The organism is Mycobacterium sp. TH-M11 (assembly GCF_057473725.1).
Map to the genome: position 1 here is coordinate 1 of NZ_JBYCLD010000194.1, position 23438 is coordinate 23438.

Sequence of the window (23438 nt, forward strand, 5' to 3'; positions counted from 1 at the left end):
GTCATCGGAACCTCGCTCGACGAGATGGACAGCGACAGCTTTCGCAAACTGGCATACAAAGCCTGCAAAGAGTTCGCCCGTCACGACGTCTCTGAAGAACTCTTCGACCAGTTCATCGCCAATTTGGTGTTCGTGTCGCAGCTGGACGGGCCCGAAACCCTCGCCCGCGCGGTAGCCGAGCAAACCGAGGCACTCGGCGGCGAGGCTCGCTTACTGCACTACCTGAGCGTCCCGCCGAAGGCGGTTATGAGCGTGATGGACACCTTGCACAAGGCCAACCTGGCCAAGGGCGCCCGAGTCGTCATGGAGAAGCCGTTCGGTGTCGACCTGAAGAGCGCGCGGGACCTCAACAAGGCGATCCACGAACGATTCGACGAGGAGCAGATTTTTCGGATCGACCACTTCCTGGGTAAGGAAGCCGCTCAGAACATCCTCGCGTTCCGGTTCGCCAACGGACTCTTCGAGCCGATCTGGAACCGCCAATTCATTGATCACGTCCAGATCGATGTCCCAGAGCGCCTCACCGTCGAGAATCGCGCCCAGTTCTACGAATCCGTGGGTGCGTTCAAAGACATGGTCGTCACCCACCTGTTCCAGATCCTGGCTTTCGTCGCGATGGAGCCACCCACCGAGTTGGCGCCGGAAGCAATCAGCAGCGAGAAAAACAAGGTGTTCCGTTCGATGCGCCCCCTCGACACCAATCATGTCGTGCGCGGACAGTACCGCGGCTATCGTGGTATGCCCGGCGTGTCCGCGGAATCCGACACCGAGACGTTCGTCGCGCTCAAATGCGAGATCGACAATTGGCGCTGGGCGGGAGTCCCGTTCTTCCTGCGTACCGGCAAGGGACTGGCCGAGGGTCAGCGGATCATCTCGATCGCGTTCCACGAGCCGCCGCGCAGCATGTTCCCGCCGGGATCCGGTGTAGGACAAAAGGGTCCGGATCACCTGACGTTCGACCTTGCCGACGTGTCGAAGATGTCGCTGTCGTTCTACGGCAAGCGGCCGGGGCCCGGCATGAAGTTGGACAAGCTCAGCCTGCAGTTCACCATGGAGGAAACGGGCCACGCCGGCGATGTCCTCGAGGCTTACGAGCGCCTGATTCTGGACGCGATGCGCGGTGACCACACGCTGTACAACACGGCGGAGGGCATCGAGCGACTGTGGGAAGTGTCGGCGCCGCTGCTCGAGGATCCGCCGCCGGTGCGCAGCTACGACCTCGATTCGTGGGGTCCCAACGCCGTGCATCCGCTGATCGCCCCGCGGGCTTGGCGGCTGCCGTTCGAACGCGGTTGGCGCGACAAGACATAACGGCGCTTCATCGCCAAGGGGGATCGCTGAGGCGGCGTAATAATCGGCGCATCACGCAGTTCCGATGTCTCGACGTGCCGCTGGGCTGCCGCCCAACCCGCTGCTTGCTCTACAGCCGCTAAACCCGTTGTCAGGAGCGGCTTGCCGCTGTCCTCAACCAGCGGCTCGTGGAATTCGTGATAGCCGGCGACACCGGGTGAATTTCGGCCAGCCCGGTGCGGCCGAAGCCGACTGACTGGATGGCGGTGAAGATCAACGTCCGTCAGCCCACCGTCAACCCTAGTAGTGCCGAAAGTGGGGCAGGTGCGGAATCGGGAACGGGAAGTGAAAGTGGTGATGCGGGCGACCCATCGGTGGGCATGGTTCGAGGTCGATGGTCGCGGCGTGCAGCACCCCGCCGTCCTTGGTTCCCAACGCCGCCATGCATTTACCGTTCTGGATCGCTTGCGCGTTGGTGAGCGCGTTCTTGTTGTAGGTGGTCGTGTCGGCGACGTGCACCGTGACGTGCGTGGGCTTGCTGGCGGGATCGATGCTGTCGACGGTGATCGCGTTCCCCGCAACCGAGTCGACGATGCCGAAGACCGCAGGATTTTCACCTGGTCCTGCGGGCGGGGGCGGAGGGCACTTGCCGCCTTCGGACGGGCTGATCGTCACACCCGAAGCTGTGACCGGTCCACCCGGCGGACCGTTCGGCGCCGCCGCCTCGACATCGACGCAGCTGCCCTTGATGACGTCGCTCAACGTGGCCGGCTCGAGCTCGGTGACCATTGTCGACGGTGTGAAGTCTACCGTTGCCGGCGTCCGATCTCGCTGCGTCAGCTCGATGGTGTTTCCAGACACCGATCTGACCAAGCCCTCGACCTCGTCATGACCCATGGGCGGTACCGGTACCGGTACCGGTACCGGTGGCTTGGGCGGAGGAGTCGGGCTCGCCGAGGTGCTGGGTTTGGCTGCGTGGTCGTTGTTCGAACTTCCGCACGCGGCCAGTGACACGGCGGTGGCGCCGGCGACCGCGAGGATCGTGAGTCGAGTCACTCCACGTCGATGGGTGGTGGCTGGCATGAGGATTCTCCGATCGAGGCGTTGTGTTGCGGGAGTACCCGCTGCGCGGCTGAACAGGACAATTATGGGCTCCGTTCCTGGGCGGCCTCGTGTGACATGCCAGTCGCAAATTCGGCTGGTGGCCACGTTCTGACTGTGCACAACCTGCGCCGCAGCGGACGTGTGTGTGATCTGCGCCGACGAGTGGCAGTGGATCCCGTCCCGACCGGTCAGTTGTGGGCGACATTCGACCAGCTGGTCGCCGAAGGGATGCAATCACGGGTCTGGGTCGTCGAGGACGGGCACGGCGTCCTCCAGCGATCGGCCGCGCGGCACGCTGCCAGGGTCCGCGGCGCCTGCGGCCATCTCATCCTGGGAACACTCCGGTATCCCGCAGCGTTGACCAGTTCGTGACTACCCAAGACCTCACCGCTGCACAGTTCAACGAGACGATCAACGGCAACGACATCGTGCTTGTCGACTTCTGGGCCTCTTGGTGCGGACCGTGCCGCCAGTTCGCGCCCACCTTCTCTGCCTCGGCGGACAAACACCCCGACGTGGTGCACGCCAAGGTGGACACCGAAGCCGAGCAGGAACTCGCCGCGGCCGCGCAGATCCGCTCGATACCTACGCTGATGGCCTTCAAGAAGGGCAAGCTGGTGTTCAACCAGGCCGGCGCGCTGCCGCCGGCCGCGCTGGAGGATCTGGTTCAGCAGATCAAGGATTTCGACGTCGACGCCGCGACCGCGACGCAGAGCGAGCAGCTCTGAGCTGAACCGGCGCGAGGGGTGGACTGGGCTCGATAACTGGACTCCTCAGCGGATTGCTTCGCAATTCGCATCGTCGTCCAGACTGGGCTCGATAACCGGACTCCTCAGCGGATTGCTTCGCAATTCGCATCGTCGTCCAGTTACCGTTCAACGGTGAGCATGGTCCTCGTCGAACATCCGCGTCCGCACGTTGCGCTGGTCACCCTGAACCGGCCCGAGCGGATGAACTCCATGGCCTTCGACGTCATGGTGCCGCTCAAAGAGGTGCTGGAGGACATCACCCACGACAATTCGGTTCGGGTGGTCGTGCTGACCGGCGCGGGGAAAGGCTTCTCCTCGGGTGCCGATCACAAGTCGGCCGGCTCGGTGCCGCACGTGCAAGACCTCACCCGCCCCACCTATGCGCTGCGCTCGATGGCGATCCTCGACGATGTGATCTTGGCGCTGCGCAAGCTGCACCAACCGGTGATCGCCGCGGTGAACGGCGCCGCGATCGGCGGCGGGCTCTGCCTGGCGCTGGCCGCCGACATCCGGGTCGCGTCGCACGGCGCGTATTTCCGAGCGGCGGGCATCAACAACGGGCTGACCGCCAGTGAGTTGGGGTTGAGCTATCTGCTGCCGCGCGCGATCGGCTCGTCGCGGGCCTTCGAGATCATGCTGACCGGCCGCGACGTCGACGCCGACGAGGCCGAGCGGATCGGGCTGGTGTCGCGTCAGGTCCCCGAGGACCAACTGCTGAAGACCTGCTACGACATGGCCGAGCGGATCGCGGCGTTCTCCCGGCCGGGCGTCGAGTTGACCAAGCGCACACTTTGGAGTGGACTGGACGCCGCTAGCCTGGAAGGGCACATGCAGGCCGAGGGATTGGGACAGCTCTTCGTCCGCCTGCTCACCGGCAACTTCGAAGAAGCCGTTGCCGCGCGCGCCGAGAAGCGTCCGCCGGTGTTCACCGACGACAAGTAACAGATCCCCGCAAGGAGAATGACCGTGATTACGGCTACGGACCTCGAGGTCCGCGCAGGCGCGCGCACTCTCCTGTATGCCGACGGCCCGGCCCTGCGGATCCAGCCCGGTGATCGGATCGGGCTGGTCGGGCGCAACGGCGCCGGCAAGACCACGACCCTGCGCATCCTGGCCGGCGAGGGGGAGCCGTACGCGGGAGCCGTCACCCGCACGGGTGAGATCGGCTATCTACCGCAGGATCCCAAGGAGGGCGACCTCGACGTGCTGGCCCGCGACCGGGTGTTGTCGGCCCGTGGCTTGGACACCCTGCTCACCGATTTGGAGAAGCAGCAGGTGCTGATGGCCGAAGTCGCCGACGATGACGCGCGCGATCGGGCCATCCGTAAATACGGCCAACTCGAAGAGCGCTTCGCCGCGCTCGGCGGTTACGGCGCCGAAAGCGAAGCGGGCCGCATCTGCGCCAGCCTCGGGCTGCCTGACCGCGTCCTGACCCAGCAGTTGCGAACCCTGTCTGGCGGCCAGCGCCGTCGCGTGGAGCTGGCCAGGATCTTGTTCGCCGCCTCCGACAGCGGTTCGGGATCGGCCACTACGCTCCTACTCGACGAGCCGACCAACCACCTCGACGCCGACTCGATCGGCTGGTTGCGGGACTTCTTGCGTAATCACTCCGGCGGGCTGGTGGTCATCAGCCACAACGTCGATCTGCTGGCCGACGTCGTCAACCGGGTCTGGTTCCTGGATGCCGTGCGTGGTGAAGCCGACGTCTACAACATGGGCTGGCAGAAGTATCTCGACGCGCGCGCCACCGACGAGCAGCGCCGTCGCCGAGAGCGTGCCAATGCGGAGAAGAAGGCCACCGCGCTACGTGCCCAGGCCGCGAAAATGGGCGCTAAGGCCACCAAAGCCGTTGCGGCGCAGAACATGTTGCGCCGTGCCGATCGGATGATGGCCGCGCTCGACGCCGAACGGGTAGCCGACAAGGTGGCGCGGATCAAATTTCCGAGTCCGTCGGCGTGTGGTCGCACACCGCTGACCGCGTCCGGGTTGACGAAGACCTACGGCTCGCTGGAGATTTTCAGCGGTCTCGATTTGGCGATCGACCGCGGTTCCCGGGTGGTGGTGCTCGGACTCAACGGTGCCGGGAAGACCACACTGTTGCGCTTGCTGGCAGGTGTCGAACAAGCGGATGCCGGGACGATCGAGCCCGGACATGGGGTGAAAGTCGGCTATTTCGCCCAAGAGCACGACACCCTCGACGATGCCGCGAGTGTGTGGGAGAACATTCGCCACGCCGCTCCCGACTCCGGCGAGCAAGACCTGCGCGGCCTACTCGGCGCGTTCATGTTCACCGGTGCCCAGCTCGACCAACCGGCCGGAACGCTGTCCGGCGGTGAGAAGACCCGCCTGGCGCTCGCCGGCCTGGTGGCCTCCACAGCCAACGTCTTGCTGCTCGACGAGCCGACCAACAACCTCGATCCAGCGTCGCGCGAACAGGTTCTGGATGCGTTGCGCAGCTACGCCGGAGCAGTCGTGCTGGTCACCCACGATCCGGGTGCCGCCGCGGCGCTGGACCCGCAGCGCGTCGTCCTGCTGCCGGACGGAACCGAGGACCATTGGTCGGATGAATACCGGGATCTCATCGAGCTGGCCTGATCGGCGCGACGCAACTTTCGTTTCATAGCAGAGGATTTGGTCAATTCGCCGCGCGGGTCCACGCGGGTTCTTACGCTTTGGTGTTGGGGCTCGACGTTCAAGCGGGGAGGGGCCGATGAGGAAATCGAAAAAGCCGCGCGATGAGGTGCTGCGCGAATTGCGCACTGCCTACGAAAGCGGAGCCAGCATCCGGATGCTGGTCGGGTCGACGGGCCGGTCGTACGGCTCGATCCACAGCATGCTGCGCGAGTCGGGCACCACGATGCGCAGTCGCGGCGGTCCCAACCACCGCACCCGAACGCGTTGAGCACGCGTCGAATCAGCTCTGACGGACGGAGCCCTCGACGAGATCGAGGACAGCGGTGAGTAACTGGGTGTCTTCACCGGAGGCCACTTTGGCCACCAGCCCGTCCAGCACCAAGTCCAGATAGCACTGCAAGACGTCGCTGGGCACGTCGTCGCGAACCCGGCCGGCCAGCTTCTGGCGACGCAGGCGCTCGATCGTCGCAGCTGCCAGCTCCGCTGACCGGTCGGTCCACTCCTGGTGGAACTCCGGGTCGTGGCGCAGCTTTCGCGCGATCTCCAGCCGCGTGGCGAGCCAGTCGAACTGCTCAGGGGCGGCCAGCATGTCGCGCATCACCTGGACCAGACCTTCGCGGGACGCGATGTCGGCCATCCGCTCGGCATCCTCGTGCGCGAGCTCGAAAAATAGCGTGTCCTTGTCGCGGAAGTGATGGAAAATCGCCCCGCGCGACAGCCCGATCGCCTGCTCGAGGCGGCGCACCGTCGCGCCGTCGTAGCCAAATTCGGCGAAGCAGCCGCGGGCACCGTCAAGGATCTGACGGCGCCGGGCCGCCAGATGGTCCTGGCTGACCTTGGGCACGGCCGCTCTCCGTTAGGCCTTGGCTACTGGCTCGACCTGAGCATGTTGCGCAACACGTACTGCAGGATGCCGCCGTTGCGGTAGTAATCGGCTTCACCAGGAGTGTCGATGCGCACTACGGCGTCGAATTCCACTGTCGTGTCACCGTCTTTGGTGGCCTTCACGTGCACCGTCTTCGGCGTCTTGCCGTTGTTGAGTTCCTCGATGCCGGTGATGTCGAACACCTCGGTGCCGTCCAGGCCAAGGTCCTTGGCCGACTTGCCCTGCGGGAATTGCAGCGGGATGACGCCCATCCCGATCAGGTTGGACCGGTGGATGCGTTCGAACGACTCGGCAATCACCGCGCGCACGCCGAGCAGCCGGGTACCCTTGGCCGCCCAGTCGCGGGACGAGCCGGACCCGTACTCCTTGCCGCCCAAGACCACCAGCGGAATGTCTTGTGCCGCATAGTTTTGCGCCGCGTCGTAGATGAAGGCCTGCGGGGCACCTTCCTGGGTGAAGTCGCGGGTGTAGCCACCCGAGACGACCTCCCCCAACCCGGCGAGTACCTGGTTGCTGAGCCGGATGTTGGCGAACGTGCCGCGGATCATCACCTCGTGGTTGCCGCGCCGTGAACCGAAGGAGTTGTAGTCCTTGCGCGCGACGCCGTGCTCGTCAAGGTATTGCGCGGCAGGCGTTCCCGGCTTGATGCTGCTAGCGGGGGAGATGTGGTCGGTGGTCACCGAATCACCCAGCAGCGCGAGTACCCGCGCACCGGTGATGTCGCTGACGGGCTCCGGATCGGCGGGCATGCCCTCGAAGTACGGAGGTTTGCGCACATACGTCGAATCAGAACCCCACTCGAAGGTGTTGCCGCTTGGAGTCGGCAGGTTGCGCCACCGCTCGTCGCCCTTGAACACGTCGGCGTAGTTGTCGACGAACATCTCCTTGTTGATCGACGAGGCGATGACGTCCGAGACGTCCTTCTGCGACGGCCAGATGTCTTTGAGGAAGACGTCATTGCCGTCTTTGTCGGTACCGAGCGGGTCGGAGTCGAAGTCGAAGTCCAGCGATCCGGCCAGCGCATAGGCCACCACCAGCGGCGGCGAGGCCAGGTAGTTCATCTTCACGTCCGGGCTGATCCGACCTTCGAAGTTTCGGTTGCCCGACAACACCGCGGTCACGGTGAGGTCGTTGTCGTTGATGGCCTTCGAGATTTCTTCGGGCAGCGGGCCGGAGTTGCCGATGCAGGTGGTGCAGCCGTAACCGACCAGGTAGAAGCCCAGCTTCTCCAAATACGGCCACAAACCGGCCTTGTCGTAGTAGGCGGTGACGACCTGCGAGCCCGGTGCCATCGACGTCTTCACCCACGGCTTCGACGTCAGGCCCTTCTCCACGGCGTTGCGGGCCAACAGTGCCGCGCCGAGCATCACCTCGGGGTTGGAGGTGTTGGTGCACGACGTGATCGCGGCGATCACCACCGCACCGTGATCGATCACGAATTCGCCGCGCTCGTCGGATTTGACTTGCACCGGGTTGCTCACCCGACCGTTGGCGTTCTTGGCGGCCGAATACACCACCGGGGCGTCGTCAGCGTGGCCGTTCGTTTGCTCGCCGGGGTCGCTGGCCGGGAACGTCTCGTCGAGCGTCTCGTCGAGTTTGGAGTAGCCCTTCTTTCCGGAGCCGTCGCCGACGTAGTCGGGGATCTGCTTGCGGAAGGTGGACTTGGCTTCGGAAAGCACGATCCGGTCTTGCGGCCGCTTCGGGCCGGCGATCGAGGGGACGACCTCGGACAGGTCGAGCTCGAGGTATTCGGAGAACGCCGGCTCGTGCTCGGGGTTGTGCCACAGGCCCTGCTCTTTGGCGTAGGCCTCGACCAGGGCAACCTGCTCTGGCGTGCGGCCGGTGAACTTCAGGTAGTCGATGGTCTCCTGGTCGATCGGGAAAATCGCTGCGGTAGAACCGAATTCGGGGCTCATGTTGCCCAGAGTGGCGCGGTTTGCCAACGGCACCTCGGCCACACCCTTGCCGTAGAACTCGACGAACTTGCCGACAACGCCGTGCTTGCGCAGCTTCTCGGTGACGGTGAGCACCACGTCAGTCGCGGTGACGCCCGGCTTGATCTCGCCGGTCAGCTTGAAACCGACAACCCGGGGGATGAGCATCGACACCGGCTGGCCGAGCATGGCGGCTTCGGCCTCGATGCCGCCGACCCCCCAGCCCAGCACGCCGAGGCCGTTGACCATCGTGGTGTGCGAGTCGGTGCCGACGCAGGTGTCGGGGTAGGCCTGTCCGTTACGCGCCATCACGACGCTGGCCAGGTATTCGATGTTGACCTGGTGCACGATGCCGGTGCCCGGCGGCACCACCTTGAAGTCGTCGAACGCGCCCTGGCCCCAGCGTAGGAACTGGTAGCGCTCGCCGTTGCGCTGGTATTCGATCTCGACGTTGCGCTCGAAAGCGTCGGCGGTGCCGAACAAGTCGATGATCACCGAGTGGTCGATCACCAGGTCGGCAGGCGCCAGCGGGTTCACCTTGTTGGGATCGCCGCCCAAGGCGGCGACGGCCTCACGCATGGTCGCCAGGTCGACGATGCAGGGGACGCCGGTGAAGTCCTGCATCACCACCCGTGCGGGCGTGTATTGGATCTCGATGCTGGGCTCTGCTGTGGGATCCCACTGGGCGATCGCCTCGATGTGGCTTTTGGTGATGTTGCTGCCGTCTTCGTTGCGCAGCAGGTTTTCGGCGAGCACTTTCAAGCTGTAGGGGAGCTTTTCTGTGCCCGGAACCGCGTCCAACCGATAGATCTGGTAACTATTGCCGCCGACCTGCAAGGTGTCCTTGGCTCCGAATGAATTCGCCGAATCTTTGCTGCTCACATCAACTCCCGACATCTGTCTCATCGACGGCGACCCGCCGCGCCCGGCTATGCCGCGCGTGCGATCCCCGCGAGCTCTGTTCGCCGACGGGCCGTGTCGGCGTGCGCGGTCAACCCTAACAGTACGCTTGTCCTGCATTCTCGTGGACCCCAAAAACTTGCATTTCTTGTGCCCGGTCGCCTGCTGTCACCTCCGCCGTCGGGCGGTACGGTTTCATCCGTGACCACCCCGCACGCGCCGACGTACATTCCGGGCGAGATCTGCGGCACCCTCGGTGTCGATCCGGCGACCAACCCCGATGAATGCCTGTCGATCGTGCAGCATCAGATCACCGCGGGCAACATCAGCGCGCCGCCGTCCGTCGCGCCCGACTTGGTCGAGTTGATCGACCAGGCCCACGACCATGGCATCGATCTGAAGATCGTGGTGCTGGATCGTAATCCGCCGAATGACACTCCGCTGCGCGACATCGCCACAGTGGTCGGCTCCCAACATCCCGACGCGACCGTGCTAGTGCTCAGCCCGAACTACGTCGGCTCCTACAGCACCCATTTTCCGCGGTCGACGCTGGAGATCGGGGAGGATCACGCCAAGACGGGCAACAGCGTGCTCTCGGCGCAGAATTTTCTGCATCAACTCCAGACGCCGCAATTCCCCTGGACGCCGTTCACCATCGTGGTGCTCATCGGGGTGCTGGCGGCGGTTGTCGGGACCCGCTTCTTGCAATCTCGGGCCAAGCGCTCAGCAACGTCGCGCTCGGACGCGAACGCGGCGGCTGAAAGTGCCGAGCACACCGCCTGACATGAGGTATTTATCTCGTGTTGGATAGCGTCAACGCGGGCACCGCGAACGCGAGCAAATTAGTGATGTCACCGTAGGGTCACAGTTCTCAGAAGAACAGACTTGTAGTTTGTGACTTAAGTTTCCACTGGGTCAGATGTGACTTACGGTGCAGAGGATGCAACTGGTTTATTCGTGCTTCCAGTGATAACTGGGGGCTCGGAGTGCCAGCGCCATCCGCCCGCGTTGAGCCAAGGAGACCCGAGTCGAATGAGACGCAACCGCCGCGGCTCGTCTGCCCGACCGGCGACCACCCTTATCCATCGAGTGGGTCCCGCGGTTATCGCCGTGGCTCTGCTGCTGGGCACGCCCGGTCTGGCCAAGGCCGACCCGGACTCGATGGCGAAGCTGATCGCCGATGTCGCGCAGGCAAACCAGCGTCTGCAAGATCTCAACGCGCAGATCCAGACCGAGGAGGAAAGCGTCAACAAGGCGGTAGTCGACGTCGAGACCGCGCGTGACAATGCAGCGGCCACCCAACGCGACGTCGATGCCAGCCGGCAATCGGTCAAGGACGCCGACGCGGCAATTGCCGTTGCGCAGAAGCGGTTTGACCGTTTCGCGGTCGCCAGCTACGTCAACGGCCCCTCGGACAGCTACCTCACCGCGAAGAACCCCGACGACATGATCGCGACGGCGGCCGCCGGCCAGGCCTTGGCCGCCAGTGCGCACCAGGTGATGGATGACCTGCAGCGCGCGCGCACCCAGCAGCTGAACAAAGAATCCACGGCGCGCTTGGCAAAGCAGAAGGCCGACAAGGCCGTCGGCGAGGCACAGGCCAGCCAGAACGCCGCGGTGACGGCGCTGACCGAAGCCCACCGCAAGTTCGGCGAGCAGCAGCAAGAAATCACGCGACTGGCCGAAGAGCGCAACGCGGCCCAATCCAGACTCGACGCCGCCCGCAATTGGTCGGCATCCGCGGGCGGACCGGATGCCGGGAGAGGAAAGGCGGCTTCGACGTCAGGGCCATCAGGGCCATCAAGGTCCACCGGAGACCGGTGGGACCCGGCCGCGCCGGGTTCACCCAACCGGCCGCAGGGCAACGGCGGCAACTGGGACGGCGCCTGGGACCCCACGCTGCCGATGGTGCCCAGCGCCAACGTCCCCGGTGACCCGATCGCGGTCCTGAACAAGGTTCTCGGCATTTCGGCGACCTCGTCAGAAGTCACCTCGAACATGGGTCACCAGTTTCTGCAGCAGCTCGGCTTAGCGCCCACGCCAACAGGTTTCACTAACGGCAAGATTCCGCGGGTCTACGGGCGGCAGGCCTCCGAGTACGTGATCCGGCGCGGCCTTTCGCAGCTCGGGGTGCCCTACTCGTGGGGCGGTGGCACCGCGGCCGGTCCCGGCAAGGGCATCGGTTCGGGCTCGGGAACGACCGGCTTCGACTGCTCCGGCCTGGTGCTCTACTCGTTCGCCGGTGTGGGCATCAAGCTGCCGCACTACTCGGGCGCGCAGTACGAATTGGGCCGCAAGATCCCGGCCTCACAGATGCGCCGCGGTGACGTCATCTTCTACGGGCCGGGCGGTAGCCAGCACGTGACGATCTACCTCGGCCAGGGCCAGATGCTCGAGGCGCCCGACGTCGGGCTGAAGGTCCGGGTCGCTCCGGTTCGCACCAGCGGCATGACCCCCTACGTGGTCCGCTACATCGAATACTGACGCGGTGAAAGGATTCATGCGCCAAGGGTTTACGCACTCCAGACGATCATGCCGGACCACAGTGGCCTGGCCGGTACTGGCCGCCATCAGCCTGCTCATCGGGCTGGCGGCGCCGGCTGAGGCGGAGGATGGCGGGTGGGACCCGACGCTGCCGCCGACGATCAGCGCGGGCGCACCCGGTGACCCGGTGGCTCTTGCCAACCAGTCGCTGCAGGCGACTGCCAACGCCACCCAGACGACGCTCGGTCTGGGCCAGCAGTTTCTCAGCGGCCTCGGTATCAACCTCGGTGGTAGTCCGCCCAGCACCGGTGCCAACGGGATACCCCGGGTCTACGGTCGGCAGGCCGTTGAATACGTGATTCGCCGCGGCTCCTCGCAGATGGGTGTGCCTTACTCATGGGGCGGCGGCACGCCCAACGCGCCGAGCAAAGGGATCGACTCCGGCGCCAATACCGTCGGCTTCGACTGTTCGGGCCTGGTCCGCTACAGCTTTGCCGGGGTGGGCGTGTTGTTGCCCAGGTTCTCGGGGGACCAGTACAAGGCCGGTCGCCACATCCCGCCGTCGCAGGCCAAGCGCGGCGACCTGATCTTCTACGGGCCTGGCGGCGGCCAGCACGTCACCATCTATCTGGGCAACGGGCAGATGCTGGAGGCGTCGGGCAGCGCCGGCAAAGTCACGATCAGCCCGGTCCGCACATCGGGCATGACGCCGTTTTTGACCCGGATCATCGAGTACTGAGCCGTCGGGTCGGTGCGTGGCCCGCCTCGTCGCCAGGTGGGCCACGTCGACGGATTCCGGGTGGCCTGGAATAGTTGAACCAGGGCACGCGCTGCCCCGCGTCGTTCGTGGTACGAGCGGTCGCGTCTGATCAAGCGTTGGAAGGTTGAGCCGTGGAGGGTAATCGATGACATCAGCAGGCGGGCCGCCGCCGGGCACCAGCGGTTACTCGGGTCCGGGCGGTGCTTCAGCGGCATCTGCGCACGCGGCCCCCGGCGGTGGCGGCAACGGCTTGGCCGCCGAGGTGCACACCTTGGAACGGGCTATCTTCGAGGTCAAACGGATCATCGTCGGCCAGGACCAGCTCGTCGAGCGGATGCTTGTCGGCCTGCTGTCCAGAGGCCACGTGCTGCTCGAGGGCGTGCCCGGTGTCGCGAAGACCCTGGCCGTGGAGACCTTCGCGAAAGTGGTCGGCGGAACGTTCGCCCGCATCCAGTTCACCCCCGACCTGGTGCCCACCGACATCATCGGTACCCGCATCTACCGGGCCGGTAAAGAGGAGTTCGACACCGAGCTCGGCCCGGTGGTCGCCAACTTCCTGCTCGCCGACGAGATCAACCGTGCACCGGCCAAGGTGCAATCGGCGCTGCTGGAGGTCATGCAGGAGCGCCAGGTGTCGATCGGTGGCAAGAGGTTCCCGTTGCCCAACCCGTTCCTGGTGATGGCCACCCAGAACCCGATCGAGCACGAAGGCGTCTACCCCCTGCCTGAGGCGCAGCGGGACCGCTTCCTGTTCAAGATCAATGTCAGCTATCCGTCGCCCGAAGAAGAGCGCGAGATCATCTACCGGATGGGCGTGAAGCCTCCGGAGCCCAAGCAGATCCTGAACACCGGCGATTTGCTGCGGCTGCAGGAACTCGCCGCGAACAACTTCGTCCACCACGCGTTGGTCGACTACGTCGTCCGCGTGGTCACGGCCACCCGCCATCCCGAGCAGCTCGGCATGAACGACGTCAAGAGCTGGATCTCGTTCGGCGCCTCGCCGCGTGCCTCGCTGGGCATCATCGCGGCCTCGCGTTCGCTCGCTTTGGTCCGTGGGCGCGACTACGTGATCCCGCAGGACATCGTCGAGGTGATCCCCGACGTGCTCCGGCACCGGTTGGTACTCACCTACGACGCGCTGGCCGACGAGATCACGTCGGAGGTCGTCATCAATCGGGTATTGCAGACCGTCGGGATGCCACAAGTGAATGCTGTTCCGCAGCAAGGTCATTCGGCGCCTCCGGCGATGCAGGCCGCGGGTGCGGCCAGCGGTCGGTGACGGATAGCAACTCCGCCGCGGACAAGGCGGATCGGTCTGCGGCTGCCCATCCGCCGTCGATGCAGCGCGGGAAGATCGACGACCCCAAGCTGTCGGCGGCGCTGCGGACGCTCGAGCTCACGGTCAAACGCAAGCTCGACGGCGTCCTGCACGGCGACCACCTCGGCCTGATCCCGGGCCCTGGATCGGAGCCGGGGGAGTCCCGCGAGTATCAACCCGGCGACGACGTGCGCCGGATGGACTGGGCGGTCACAGCGCGTACCACCCATCCACACGTTCGGCAGATGATCGCCGACCGCGAGCTGGAGACCTGGCTGGTGGTCGACATGTCAGCCAGCCTGGACTTCGGTACGACGGTCTGCGAGAAGCGGGATCTGGCGGTGGCCGCTGCGGCCGCGATCACGTTCCTGAACAGCGGCGGCGGAAACCGGCTCGGTGCGGTGATTGCCAACGGTGAGAAGGTAACTCGCGTGCCGGCTCGCTCAGGACGGCAGCACGAGCAGACCCTGCTGCGCACCATTGCCACGATGCCCAAGGCTCCGGTGGGGGTGCGTGGTGATCTGTCGGTGGCCATCGACGCCTTGCGCCGTCCGGAACGTCGTCGCGGGATGGCGGTGGTTATCAGTGACTTCCTCGGCCCGATCAACTGGATGCGGCCATTACGTGCCATCGCTGCGCGCCACGAGGTGCTCGGCGTGGAGGTCCTGGATCCTCGCGACGTCGAGTTGCCCGATGTCGGCGATGTGATCTTGCAGGACGCCGAGAGCGGGCGTTCCCGTGAATTCACCATCGACGAGCAACTGCGCGACGACTTCGCGAGAGCCGCTGCGGCACATCGCGCCGAGGTGGCCCGCACGCTGCGTAGTTGCGGGGCGCCGTTGCTGTCGCTGCGCACCGACCGCGACTGGATCGCCGACATCGTCCGTTTCGTCGAATCCCGCCGGCGCGGTGCACTGGCGGGGCGCCAGTGACTTCCGGCGTGCACGCGGCGGGCCTCAACACCAAGGGTCAGCTATGACATTGCCGCTACTTGGACCGATGACGCTCTCCGGCTTTGCCCACGCGTGGTTTTTTCTTTTCCTGGTGGTGATCGCGGCCCTGGTTGCGCTCTACGTGTTTGTGCAGTTGGCCCGTCAGCGCCGGATGCTTCGGTTCGCCAACATGGAGCTGTTGGAAAGCGTTGCACCCAAGCAACCCACGCGTTGGCGGCACCTCTCGGCGATCCTGCTGATGGCTTCGCTGGTGCTGTTCACCATCGCCATGGCCGGACCGACGCACGACGTCCGGATTCCGCGTAATCGCGCGGTCGTGATGCTGGTCATCGACGTCTCGCAGTCCATGCGGGCCACCGATGTCGAACCCAACCGGATGGCCGCAGCCGAAGTGGCGGCCAAGGAGTTCGCCGACGAGCTGACCCCCGGGATCAACCTCGGCCTGATCGCCTACGCGGGCACCTCGACGGTGCTCGTCCAGCCGACTACCAACCGCGACGCAACTAAAGCCGCGCTGGACAAGCTGCAGTTCGCCGACCGCACCGCCACCGGCGAGGGCATCTTCACCGCGTTGCAGGCCATCGCCACGGTCGGTGCGGTGATCGGTGGCGGCGACACCCCGCCGCCGGCCCGTATCGTGCTGTTCTCCGACGGCAAGGAGACGATGCCGACCAATCCGGACAATCCCAAGGGGGCGTTCACCGCGGCGCGTACCGCCAAGGACCAAGGCGTGCCGATCTCGACTATTTCGTTCGGCACCCCGTACGGCTTCGTGGAGATCAACGGCCAACGCCAGCCGGTGCCGGTGGACGACAGCACGATGAAGAAGGTTGCCGAACTGTCCGGCGGTAACCACTACGACGCCTCGAACCTGCAGGAACTCAAACAGGTCTACGCCTCACTGCAGCAGCAGATCGGCTACGAGACGATCCGCGGCGACGCCAGCGTGGGCTGGCTGCGGCTGGGTTCATTGGTGTTGGCGTTGGCCGGGCTTGCGGCACTGCTGATCAACCGGCGGCTGCCGACCTAGTTCCGTTGCACACCAACGCCGGGCGATTTCGGGGCCGCTGCGGTCAAGCGATAGGTTGTCGGAGTGACTGACGTAGCCACTGACGGCGGCAAGCCTCCATTCGTGTCTCGTTCGGTCCTGGTCACCGGCGGTAACCGGGGGATCGGGCTGGCGATCGCTCAGCGACTGGCCGCCGACGGCCACAAAGTCGCCGTCACACACCGCGGGTCGGGTTCACCTGACGGGTTGTTCGGCGTCGAATGCGACGTCACCGACAGCGAAGCCGTCGACCGCGCCTTCACCGCCGTCGAGGAGCACCAGGGCCCCGTCGAGGTGGTGGTGTCCAACGCCGGGGTCTCCGCGGACGCATTTCTCATCCGGATGACCGAGGAACGATTCGAGAAGGTCATCGACGCCAACCTCACCGGGGCGTTCCGGGTGGTCCAGCGGGCCTCGCGCAGCATGCAGCGCAAGCGGTTCGGCCGCTTGATCTTCATCGGCTCGGTATCGGCTAGCTGGGGCATCGGCAACCAGGCCAACTATGCTGCTTCCAAAGCCGGCCTGATCGGCATGGCCCGGTCGATATCGCGGGAGTTGTCCAAAGCCAACGTGACGGCCAACGTGGTGGCTCCGGGCTACATCGACACCGACATGACCCGGGCGCTAGACGAGCGCATCCAAGCAGGTGCGCTGGAGTTCATCCCGGCCAAGCGGGTCGGTACCGCCGCGGAGGTCGCCGGGGTGGTCAGCTTCCTGGCGTCCGAGGACGCCAGCTACATCTCCGGTGCGGTCATCCCGGTCGACGGCGGCATGGGCATGGGTCACTGATGACAGAAGGACGGTCGAGAACAGACATGGCAGGACTGCTCGAAGGCAAACGGATCCTGGTCAGCGGGATCATCACCGACGCGTCGATCGCGTTTCACATCGCCAAGGTGGCCCAAGAAGCGGGCGCCCAATTGGTGCTGACCGGATTCGACCGGCTGCGGCTGATCCAGCGCATCGCCGACCGGTTGCCGCAGAAGGCCCCGCTGATCGAACTCAACGTGCAGGACGACAAGCACCTCGACACCCTGGCCGAGCGGGTGACCGAGGTCATCGGCGACGGCAACAAGCTCGACGGCGTCGTGCATTCAATCGGCTTCATGCCGCAGACCGGGATGGGGATCAACCCGTTCTTCGACGCCCCCTATGAGGACGTCTCCAAAGGCATTCACATCTCGGCGTATTCGTACGCCTCGCTGGCCAAGGCGCTGCTGCCGATCATGAATCCCGGTGGCTCCATCGTCGGAATGGACTTCGACCCGAGCCGGGCGATGCCGGCGTACAACTGGATGACGGTGGCCAAGAGCGCGCTGGAATCGGTCAACCGGTTCGTCGCGCGCGAGGCTGGCAAGTTCGGTGTGCGATCGAATCTGGTTGCCGCTGGACCGATCCGGACATTGGCGATGAGCGCGATCGTCGGCGGCGCGCTCGGCGACGAAGCGGGTGCCCAGATGCAACTGCTCGAGGAGGGCTGGGACCAGCGGGCGCCCATCGGATGGAACATGAAAGACCCGACGCCGGTGGCCAAGACGGTGTGCGCGCTGCTGTCGGACTGGCTGCCGGCCACCACCGGCACCATCGTCTACGCCGACGGCGGCGCCAGCACGCAGTTGCTCTAGCCGCTCATGGAATTCGACGCGGTCCTGCTGCTGTCCTTCGGTGGGCCAGAGGCGCCTGAGCAGGTTCGCCCGTTCCTGGAGAACGTCACCCGGGGCCGTAACGTGCCACCGGAACGGCTCGACGACGTGGCCCAGCACTACCTGCATTTCGGCGGGGTGTCGCCGATCAACCGGATCAACCGGGACCTGATCGCCCAGCTGCGGGCCCAGTTGGACATCCCGGTCTACTTCGGTAACCGCAACTGGGAACCGTACGTCGAAGACGCCGTTGTGAGCATGCGCGACAACGGTGTTCGGCGTGCCGCGGTGTTCAGCACGTCGGCGTGGAGTGGCTACTCGGGCTGCACTCAGTACTCCGAGGACCTCGACCGGGCCCGGCGCGCGGCCGGTTCGGATGCGCCGGAACTGGTGAAATTGCGGCGCTACTTCGACCACCCACTGTTCGTCGAGATGTTCGCCGACAACGTCGCCGCAGCGGCGGAGACGGTGCCCGCTGAAGCCCGCCTGGTCTTCACCGCGCATTCGGTCCCGATCGCCGCCGACGACCGCCTCGGCCCGAAGCTGTACAGCCGCCAAGTGCGTTATGCGGCACAGCTTGTCGCATCGGCCGCCGGTTACGACGACTACGACGTAGTCTGGCAGTCACGGTCTGGCCCACCGCAGGTGGCCTGGCTGGAACCCGACGTCGCCGATCACGTTGCGGCACTTGCCGAGACCGGCACCAGGGCGATCATCGTCTGCCCTATCGGGTTCGTCGCCGATCACATCGAGGTGGTGTGGGATCTCGACACCGAACTGCGTGAACAGACCGACGCGGCCGGCGTCGCATTCGCGCGGGTGAGCACACCCAACGCCGACCCCCGATTCGCCCGGCTCGCAGTCGATCTGATCGACGAGCTTCGGCTCAGACGTGCCCCGGCGCGGGTGATCGGAGCAGATTCGGTGCCCGGTTGTGCGGCCGCCGTCAACGGCGAGCCGTGCCGCCCCCCGCACTGCGTTGCCGATTTCGAGGCTTAGCGCTGCCAGGCGGTGTACAGAATCGCGCTGAGCGCAGCCATTCTCGCCGACCGCACAACCGTGGCCAGCGGCCGTAGCGCGTCAGTGGCGATCTGCTCCTCGGACAACGACTGGGTGCCGATTCTGCTCAGCCCGGCGCTGACCGTGATGATCGCGTCGACATGCGCCGCGTTTTCCAGCACCCGCACGGCGCGCGAAGGTGCGAGCTCGGGTACCTGATGGTGGCGCGTGGATTCCAGCAACTGCTCCACCATCCCGCGCGGATCGTCGACATCGGCTCCGGTGGATCCGAGCCCGATCGCGGTGAGCGCGTCCGCCGCGGACCGCACCGCCAGCCGCAGTTCATACTCGGCTTCGCCGAGCGGGATGTGGTCGAGCATCGGGGCGGCGGGCAGGGAATAGACCGTCCATGACAGCGCGGCCAGTTCGGGTATCACCGGGTCGCCATCGGAACCGTCGTACTCGAATTCGGGCACCAATCCGACAGCGACGCCGGGATCGCCTGGGCTGGTGACGATCACCGCCTCGCCGGCCGCTATCGCGTCCCGTTCGAATTGGGTTCCCGGTGCCAGCCCGCGGGCATCGCCGGGAATCGGCAGCACCACCGAGATCGACGGTGTGCCCACTGGCGACCGTCCGGCGGCCATCCGCAGCGTCTGGAGCAGCGACACCACGCCCGCATCGTGGATGTCAGGCCAGGGGAGACCGGTGCGCCCGGCCGCGACCGCATCGTATGCGGTCACCGATTGTGTTGGCGCCCAGCAGGATAACGCGTCGAGAACGTCGTCGGGTGCAGCCTGGCCGGCCAGCCAGGCATTGGCCCAGACCGAGAGCGTTGCGCTTGGGCACCACATGGATTCGCAGTCTAGTTGTTCGCGCGGTGCCGGGCCGATCACGCGATATCCTGACGGCATGTCCGCGGCTGTGATCTGGCTCATCGTCGCGTTGGGTCTGGCCGGTGCCGAGGCGCTCACCGGTGACATGTCCCTGCTCATGCTCGGTGGTGGCGCGCTGGCCGCAGCCGGATTCAGCTGGCTGCTCGACGCCCCGATCTGGGCCGACGGTGCCGTGTTCCTGGTGGTGTCGGTGCTGCTGCTGGCGCTGGTCCGACCGGCTCTTCGGCGGCGGCTGACCCCGCTGAACAGCCTGACCACGGGCATCGAAGCGCTGGAGGGCAAGCGCGCGCTGGTGCTCGACCGGGTAGCCCGCGACGAGGGCCAGGTGAAGGTGGACGGTCAGGTGTGGACCGCGAGGCCAATGAATGAGGGTGACGAGTTCGAACCCGGCGCAGAGGTCACCGTGATGCGTATTGATGGGGCCACCGCCGTGGTCTGGAATCCGTAATCGTTTTCAGAGGCTTAGGAGATTTCCATGCAGGGTGCAACGGCCGGGCTGGTTTTTTTCGCCGCGCTGGTGGTATTCGCGATCATCGTGGTGGCCAAGTCGGTGACGCTGATCCCGCAGGCCGAGGCAGCGGTGATCGAACGGCTGGGGCGCTACAGCCGCACGATCAGTGGGCAGCTGACCCTGCTGATCCCGTTCATCGACCGGGTTCGCGCCCGGGTGGACCTGCGTGAACGGGTGGTGTCGTTCCCGCCGCAGCCGGTGATCACCGAGGACAACCTGACCCTGAACATCGACACCGTGGTGTATTTCCAGGTGACCAGCCCGCAGGCCGCGGTCTACGAGATCAGCAACTACATCGTGGGTGTCGAGCAGTTGACCACCACCACGCTGCGCAACGTCGTCGGCGGCATGACGCTGGAGCAGACGCTGACCTCACGCGATCAGATCAACGGTCAGCTGCGCGGTGTGCTCGACGAAGCCACCGGACGCTGGGGGCTGCGGGTGGCGCGGGTGGAATTGCGCAGTATTGATCCGCCGCCGTCGATTCAGGCCTCGATGGAAAAGCAGATGAAGGCCGACCGGGAGAAGCGCGCCGTTATCCTGACCGCCGAGGGTATGCGGCAGGCTTCGATCACGCAGGCCGAAGGGGAGAAGCAGTCGCAGATCCTGGCCGCCGAAGGCGCCAAGCAGGCGGCGATCCTGGCCGCCGAGGCCGACCGGCAATCCCGGATGCTGCGGGCGCAGGGTGAGCGGGCCGCGGCTTACCTGCAGGCGCAGGGACAGGCCAAGGCGATCGAGAAGACCTTCGCGGCCATCAAGGCCGGTCGGCCCACCCCGGAGATGCTGGCCTACCAGTACTTGCAGACCCTGCCGAAAATCGCCGAGGGCAGCGCCAACAAGGTGTGGGTGGTGCCCAGCGATTTCGGCACGGCGTTGCAGGGCTTCACCAAGTTGCTCGGGGCTCCCGGTGACGACGGGGTGTTCCGTTTCGTGCCCTCACCGGTCGACAGCACCCCACCCAAGCCCGAGGACGACTCGGACGTGGCCGACTGGTTCTCCACCGAGACCGACCCGGCTCTCCTGCAGGCGGTGGCCAAGGCCGAGGCCGACGCCCGCAAACCGGTCGACGGCGGGTTGCCGCCCCAGCACGAGTTGGAGCACTGAGATGGCCGGCCTGACATCGCCGAAAACCTACGCGGGACTGGCCGTCTTCCAGGCTGCCGACGCGGTGGCATGCGCGATCCCCGTCGCGCCGATCGCAAAAACCCTTGACGCGCTAGGGGTTCCGCAGGGAATCCGTTGGCTGCTGCCGACCTCCAAAGCGGCCTCGGCAGTCGGATTGCTCTCTGCCGGGCGGTTTCCGGCATTGGCGCGGCTGACCACCGCCATGCTGACGTTGTACTTCGCGCTTGCGGTCGGTGCCCATCTCCGGGCCCGCGACCGCCTCGTCAACGTCGTCCCCGCCGCGTCTTTTCTGGCGACCTACGTGGCCCTGACGGTGAAAGGACCCGAACAGCGCTAGATGCGGGGTTCATCACTACCGCTTTCAAAGCGGCAGGTATTGGGTACCTGACTTCTCGATGAATACCGCACGCCGGCTTCCCGGCCTCGGTCGAGGACGCCGGCGACGGTGGACCCGCGACCAGATCCAGGTCACCGACCCCGAGATGATGCGTCAATCCATCAAGGGCGCTTCGATCGGCAACTTCATGGAGTGGTACGACTTCGGGGTTTACGGCTATATCGCCACCACGATCGCGCAGGTTTTCTATCCCGGTAACAGCGTCAGCGCGGTCCATCTGATCGCCACTTTCAGCACCCTGGCGGCCGCGTTCGTCGTTCGCCCGATCGGGGGCCTCATCTTCGGTCCCCTCGGCGACCGCATTGGGCGCAAGCGCGTGCTGGTGATCACGATCGCGCTGATGACGGTGGGCACGACCGGCACCGGCCTGCTGCCGGACTACAGCACTATCGGAATCTGGGCGCCGATCCTGCTGGTTGTCGGACGTGTCTTCCAGGGACTGTCGACCGGCGGCGAATATGTCGGGGCGATGACCTACATCGTCGAGCAGGCCCCGGACCGCAAACGCGGCAGACTGGTGGGGTTTCTGCCGCTGGGCAACCTGGCTGGATTCGTCGCAGCGGGTCTGATCGTCACCGGGTTGCAGACCTGGCTCCCGAGCCACGACATGCTGACCTGGGGCTGGCGGGTGCCGTTGGTGCTGAGCGCGCCGCTGGGGCTGGTCGCGGTATTCATGCGGATGCGACTCGAGGAGTCGCCCGCTTACCAGGATGAGAACCGGCAGGCGCCGCCCGCGGACGACTCCGGCCAGTATCGGCGCACCATCGCCGAGCAATGGAAGCCAATGCTGATCTGCGCGGCACTGGTCTACACCTCCAACGCCGCCGACTACATGCTGACCGGCTATCTGCCGACGTACCTCAAGGTGATAGTCCACATCGGCCATACGGCCGGGCTGGCGATGATCACTGGGACGTTGACCATCGTGGCGATCCTGCTGGTGTCCGTCGCGGCGCTGTCCGACCGAATCGGCGTGAAGCCGATTATGCGTGCTGGTTGTGTGCTGCTGATCGCGGCGTCGGTCCCGGCGTTTCTGCTCATCCAGCACGGTGGCGGCTACCCGCTGATCTTCGCTGGGGTGCTGCTTCTCGGACTGATGGAACTGTGCTTCGACAGCACTTCGCCGGCCACGATGCCGGCGCTGTTTCCGACCAATGTCCGCAACGGTGCGCTGGCCATCTCCTACAACGTCTCGATCTCCGCGCTCGGCGGGACCACGCCGCTGATCGCTCAAGCGTTGGTCTCGGGCACCCACAACACCATGGTGCCGGCGTACATGCTGATCGTGGCAGGGGTGGTGGGATTCGTGACCTTGGCGTTCACCCCCGAAGTGGCCGGCAAGCGACTGCCCGGATCGCCACCCACCGTCGAGACCGAAAAAGAGGCCCGCGCACTTGCGCAGGGTTACGACTAGCTCGACCGGCAGCGGTCTAGGGCGGTGGCGCCGGCGCTGCAGTGACCGGGCACTGCGGCAGGTATCCCGGCATCCGTCGCCGGTGTTCCCGCATGCCGACGATGTAGCCGAATCTCATATGCCAGCAACGTGATTCCGACTACCCCAGTACACAGCGACACCGTAAACAGCAGCGGGCTGACATCACCGGTGAGTGCGTCGCCGAGGATGACCACGGCAGACGTGCCGGGAAGCAGGCCGGCCACGGTGGCCACGGTGTAGGGCAGCAGCCGGACCCCGGACGCGCCGACGGCGTAATTGAGCGGCGCGAACGGCACCAGCGGGATCAGCCGCAGCGACATCACCGCGACCCAGCCCCGCTCGCGTAGCCGGGAATCGAGCCGCTCGACGGCG

At 65.6% G+C, this 23438-nt stretch carries 24 protein-coding genes; 19 read left to right on the forward strand and 5 right to left on the reverse strand.

Features of this window, described 5'->3' with window-relative positions; all coding sequences use genetic code 11:
* Positions 1-1311, forward strand: a 1311-nt coding sequence (locus AC2VOG_RS08500; protein ID WP_486939473.1) for a glucose-6-phosphate dehydrogenase, incomplete at its 5' end; no start/stop codon positions are given.
* 279 nt (positions 1312-1590) lie between these two features.
* Here the strand turns inward: AC2VOG_RS08500 and AC2VOG_RS08505 are convergent.
* A complete protein-coding gene (locus AC2VOG_RS08505) occupies positions 1591-2346 on the reverse strand; it encodes a DUF5666 domain-containing protein (protein ID WP_486939474.1) in 756 nt (251 codons plus the stop codon).
* 216 nt (positions 2347-2562) lie between these two features.
* Here AC2VOG_RS08505 and AC2VOG_RS08510 point away from each other — a divergent pair, with 216 nt between their 5' ends.
* The 5 genes from AC2VOG_RS08510 (at position 2563) to AC2VOG_RS08530 (ending at position 6045) form a co-directional block, all read left to right on the forward strand.
* Positions 2563-2766, forward strand: a complete 204-nt coding sequence (locus tag AC2VOG_RS08510; protein WP_486939475.1) for a hypothetical protein — start codon at positions 2563-2565, stop codon at positions 2764-2766.
* Entirely contained in the window at positions 2763-3122 is a 360-nt protein-coding gene (gene trxA, locus AC2VOG_RS08515; RefSeq protein WP_486939476.1) for a thioredoxin, read from the forward strand. Before AC2VOG_RS08510 ends, trxA begins: the two co-directional genes overlap by 4 nt.
* Positions 3123-3281: 159 nt before the next feature.
* Positions 3282-4085, forward strand: coding sequence for an enoyl-CoA hydratase (locus AC2VOG_RS08520; protein ID WP_486939493.1), 804 nt, complete (start codon positions 3282-3284; stop codon positions 4083-4085).
* Between the two features lie 24 nt (positions 4086-4109).
* The gene (locus AC2VOG_RS08525; RefSeq protein WP_486939477.1) at positions 4110-5738 is read left to right on the forward strand and encodes an ABC-F family ATP-binding cassette domain-containing protein; all 1629 of its coding nucleotides are present in this window, start codon (positions 4110-4112) and stop codon (positions 5736-5738) included.
* Between the two features lie 115 nt (positions 5739-5853).
* Entirely contained in the window at positions 5854-6045 is a 192-nt protein-coding gene (locus AC2VOG_RS08530; RefSeq protein WP_486939478.1) for a helix-turn-helix domain-containing protein, read from the forward strand.
* Positions 6046-6057: 12 nt separating this feature from the next.
* On the opposite strand, the gene AC2VOG_RS08535 is transcribed toward AC2VOG_RS08530, so the two are convergent.
* Positions 6058-6621, reverse strand: a complete 564-nt coding sequence (locus AC2VOG_RS08535) for a TetR/AcrR family transcriptional regulator (protein WP_486939479.1) — start codon at positions 6619-6621, stop codon at positions 6058-6060.
* Between the two features lie 23 nt (positions 6622-6644).
* Entirely contained in the window at positions 6645-9479 is a 2835-nt protein-coding gene (locus AC2VOG_RS08540; protein WP_486939480.1) for an aconitate hydratase, read from the reverse strand.
* A 219-nt stretch (positions 9480-9698) separates the two neighbouring features.
* On the opposite strand from AC2VOG_RS08540, the gene AC2VOG_RS08545 reads away from it, so the two are divergent.
* The 9 genes from AC2VOG_RS08545 to AC2VOG_RS08585 all read left to right on the forward strand — a co-directional run bounded on the left by AC2VOG_RS08545 (position 9699) and on the right by AC2VOG_RS08585 (position 18702).
* Positions 9699-10280, forward strand: a complete 582-nt coding sequence (locus tag AC2VOG_RS08545; protein WP_486939481.1) for an Rv1476 family membrane protein — start codon at positions 9699-9701, stop codon at positions 10278-10280.
* Positions 10281-10529: 249 nt separating this feature from the next.
* Positions 10530-11981: an NlpC/P60 family peptidoglycan endopeptidase RipA gene (ripA, locus tag AC2VOG_RS08550; RefSeq protein WP_486939482.1), complete on the forward strand. Its 1452-nt coding sequence runs from the start codon at positions 10530-10532 to the stop codon at positions 11979-11981.
* A 16-nt stretch (positions 11982-11997) separates the two neighbouring features.
* Positions 11998-12720 carry an NlpC/P60 family peptidoglycan endopeptidase RipB gene (gene ripB / locus AC2VOG_RS08555; protein WP_486939494.1) on the forward strand — a complete coding sequence of 241 codons (723 nt, stop codon included), beginning with the start codon at positions 11998-12000 and terminating at the stop codon, positions 12718-12720.
* Between the two features lie 166 nt (positions 12721-12886).
* Positions 12887-14020, forward strand: a complete 1134-nt coding sequence (gene moxR1 / locus AC2VOG_RS08560; RefSeq protein ID WP_486939483.1) for a chaperone MoxR1 — start codon at positions 12887-12889, stop codon at positions 14018-14020.
* Positions 14021-14079: 59 nt separating this feature from the next.
* Entirely contained in the window at positions 14080-14991 is a 912-nt protein-coding gene (locus tag AC2VOG_RS08565) for a DUF58 domain-containing protein (RefSeq protein ID WP_486939495.1), read from the forward strand.
* A 43-nt stretch (positions 14992-15034) separates the two neighbouring features.
* The gene (locus AC2VOG_RS08570) at positions 15035-16042 is read left to right on the forward strand and encodes a VWA domain-containing protein (RefSeq protein ID WP_486939484.1); all 1008 of its coding nucleotides are present in this window, start codon (positions 15035-15037) and stop codon (positions 16040-16042) included.
* A 63-nt stretch (positions 16043-16105) separates the two neighbouring features.
* Positions 16106-16849 (forward strand): 3-oxoacyl-ACP reductase FabG1, encoded by a 744-nt coding sequence (fabG1, locus tag AC2VOG_RS08575; RefSeq protein ID WP_486939485.1) that lies wholly within the window; start codon positions 16106-16108, stop codon positions 16847-16849.
* Positions 16850-16875: 26 nt separating this feature from the next.
* On the forward strand, positions 16876-17685 hold the full coding sequence (gene inhA, locus AC2VOG_RS08580) for an NADH-dependent enoyl-ACP reductase InhA (RefSeq protein ID WP_486939486.1): 810 nt from the start codon (positions 16876-16878) through the stop codon (positions 17683-17685).
* A 6-nt stretch (positions 17686-17691) separates the two neighbouring features.
* Positions 17692-18702, forward strand: coding sequence for a ferrochelatase (locus AC2VOG_RS08585; RefSeq protein WP_486939487.1), 1011 nt, complete (start codon positions 17692-17694; stop codon positions 18700-18702).
* On the opposite strand, the gene AC2VOG_RS08590 is transcribed toward AC2VOG_RS08585, so the two are convergent.
* A complete protein-coding gene (locus AC2VOG_RS08590) occupies positions 18699-19556 on the reverse strand; it encodes a hypothetical protein (protein ID WP_486939488.1) in 858 nt (285 codons plus the stop codon). The genes AC2VOG_RS08585 and AC2VOG_RS08590 overlap by 4 nt on opposite strands.
* 58 nt (positions 19557-19614) lie before the next feature.
* Between AC2VOG_RS08590 and AC2VOG_RS08595 the strand changes: the two genes are divergently transcribed.
* The 4 genes from AC2VOG_RS08595 to AC2VOG_RS08610 all read left to right on the forward strand — a co-directional run bounded on the left by AC2VOG_RS08595 (position 19615) and on the right by AC2VOG_RS08610 (position 23045).
* A complete protein-coding gene (locus AC2VOG_RS08595) occupies positions 19615-20046 on the forward strand; it encodes an NfeD family protein (RefSeq protein ID WP_486939489.1) in 432 nt (143 codons plus the stop codon).
* A 27-nt stretch (positions 20047-20073) separates the two neighbouring features.
* A complete protein-coding gene (locus tag AC2VOG_RS08600; RefSeq protein WP_486939490.1) occupies positions 20074-21213 on the forward strand; it encodes an SPFH domain-containing protein in 1140 nt (379 codons plus the stop codon).
* 1 nt (position 21214) lies between these two features.
* Positions 21215-21571, forward strand: a complete 357-nt coding sequence (locus AC2VOG_RS08605) for a DoxX family protein (RefSeq protein WP_486939491.1) — start codon at positions 21215-21217, stop codon at positions 21569-21571.
* Between the two features lie 148 nt (positions 21572-21719).
* Entirely contained in the window at positions 21720-23045 is a 1326-nt protein-coding gene (locus AC2VOG_RS08610) for an MFS transporter (RefSeq protein WP_486939496.1), read from the forward strand.
* On the opposite strand, the gene AC2VOG_RS08615 is transcribed toward AC2VOG_RS08610, so the two are convergent.
* Positions 23042-23438 (reverse strand): TVP38/TMEM64 family protein (locus tag AC2VOG_RS08615; protein WP_486939492.1); only part of this gene is annotated, 397 nt, incomplete at its 5' end. The two genes, AC2VOG_RS08610 and AC2VOG_RS08615, sit on opposite strands and share 4 nt — an antisense overlap.

Bases quoted from the DNA above. Each gene is read 5' to 3' on its own strand.
- AC2VOG_RS08520 (WP_486939493.1), top strand. From the start codon at position 3,282: ATGGTCCTCGTCGAACATCCGCGTCCGCACGTTGCGCTGGTCACCCTG.
- AC2VOG_RS08565 (WP_486939495.1), top strand. From the start codon at position 14,080: ATGCAGCGCGGGAAGATCGACGACCCCAAGCTGTCGGCGGCGCTGCGG.
- ripB (WP_486939494.1), top strand. From the start codon at position 11,998: ATGCGCCAAGGGTTTACGCACTCCAGACGATCATGCCGGACCACAGTG.
- AC2VOG_RS08600 (WP_486939490.1), top strand. From the start codon at position 20,074: ATGCAGGGTGCAACGGCCGGGCTGGTTTTTTTCGCCGCGCTGGTGGTA.
- AC2VOG_RS08530 (WP_486939478.1), top strand. From the start codon at position 5,854: ATGAGGAAATCGAAAAAGCCGCGCGATGAGGTGCTGCGCGAATTGCGC.
- inhA (WP_486939486.1), top strand. From the start codon at position 16,876: ATGGCAGGACTGCTCGAAGGCAAACGGATCCTGGTCAGCGGGATCATC.
- AC2VOG_RS08610 (WP_486939496.1), top strand. From the start codon at position 21,720: ATGCGTCAATCCATCAAGGGCGCTTCGATCGGCAACTTCATGGAGTGG.
- AC2VOG_RS08605 (WP_486939491.1), top strand. From the start codon at position 21,215: ATGGCCGGCCTGACATCGCCGAAAACCTACGCGGGACTGGCCGTCTTC.
- AC2VOG_RS08595 (WP_486939489.1), top strand. From the start codon at position 19,615: ATGTCCGCGGCTGTGATCTGGCTCATCGTCGCGTTGGGTCTGGCCGGT.
- AC2VOG_RS08590 (WP_486939488.1), bottom strand. From the start codon at position 19,556: ATGTGGTGCCCAAGCGCAACGCTCTCGGTCTGGGCCAATGCCTGGCTG.
- ripA (WP_486939482.1), top strand. From the start codon at position 10,530: ATGAGACGCAACCGCCGCGGCTCGTCTGCCCGACCGGCGACCACCCTT.
- AC2VOG_RS08585 (WP_486939487.1), top strand. From the start codon at position 17,692: ATGGAATTCGACGCGGTCCTGCTGCTGTCCTTCGGTGGGCCAGAGGCG.
- AC2VOG_RS08570 (WP_486939484.1), top strand. From the start codon at position 15,035: ATGACATTGCCGCTACTTGGACCGATGACGCTCTCCGGCTTTGCCCAC.
- moxR1 (WP_486939483.1), top strand. From the start codon at position 12,887: ATGACATCAGCAGGCGGGCCGCCGCCGGGCACCAGCGGTTACTCGGGT.